The sequence below is a fragment of the Methyloparacoccus murrellii genome, from assembly GCF_054657115.1.
Genome location: NZ_BAAHXD010000127.1, coordinates 1 through 437, shown reverse-complemented (window position 1 = coordinate 437; position 437 = coordinate 1). Strand labels below are relative to the sequence as shown.

At 56.8% G+C, this 437-nt stretch carries 1 protein-coding gene; it reads right to left on the bottom strand.

Annotation, left to right across the window (positions count from 1 at the left end; genetic code table 11):
* A partial coding sequence (locus ACYQ1H_RS15575; protein WP_460028952.1) for an integrase core domain-containing protein occupies positions 1 to 437 on the bottom strand: 437 nt, incomplete at both ends.

Sequence of the window (437 nt, the reverse complement as noted above, 5' to 3'; positions counted from 1 at the left end):
GAAGACTGCCATTCTTTCATGCTCTGCACCGGTGATCGATGGTTCAAGGCTTTTTGCGGGATGTGGTGGTTGTAAAGGTGCGTGTATCGATGCAATGTGGCTTCGAGGTCCTCTGTGGATTCGAAATGGTGGGTTTGCAGTACCTCGGCAATCCTGCCATTGAAGCGCTCGACCATGCCGTTGGTTTGGGGGTGGCGTGGCGGTATCAGGCGATGCTCGATGTCCTGTTCGGCGCAGGCGCGATCAAAGGTGTGCTCCCCTGAGGGGCCCTGTTCGCGGCGCAGACAGCGATCGGTGAATTCGGAGCCATTGTCGGTCAGGCATTTCTGAATACGGAAGGGTGCGGCCTGAATCAAGGCTTTCAAGAAGGCTTTGGCTGACAGTGCGGTGCGGTCTTTCTTCACCGCAATGAAGACCCAGCGCGTCGCCCGATCAAT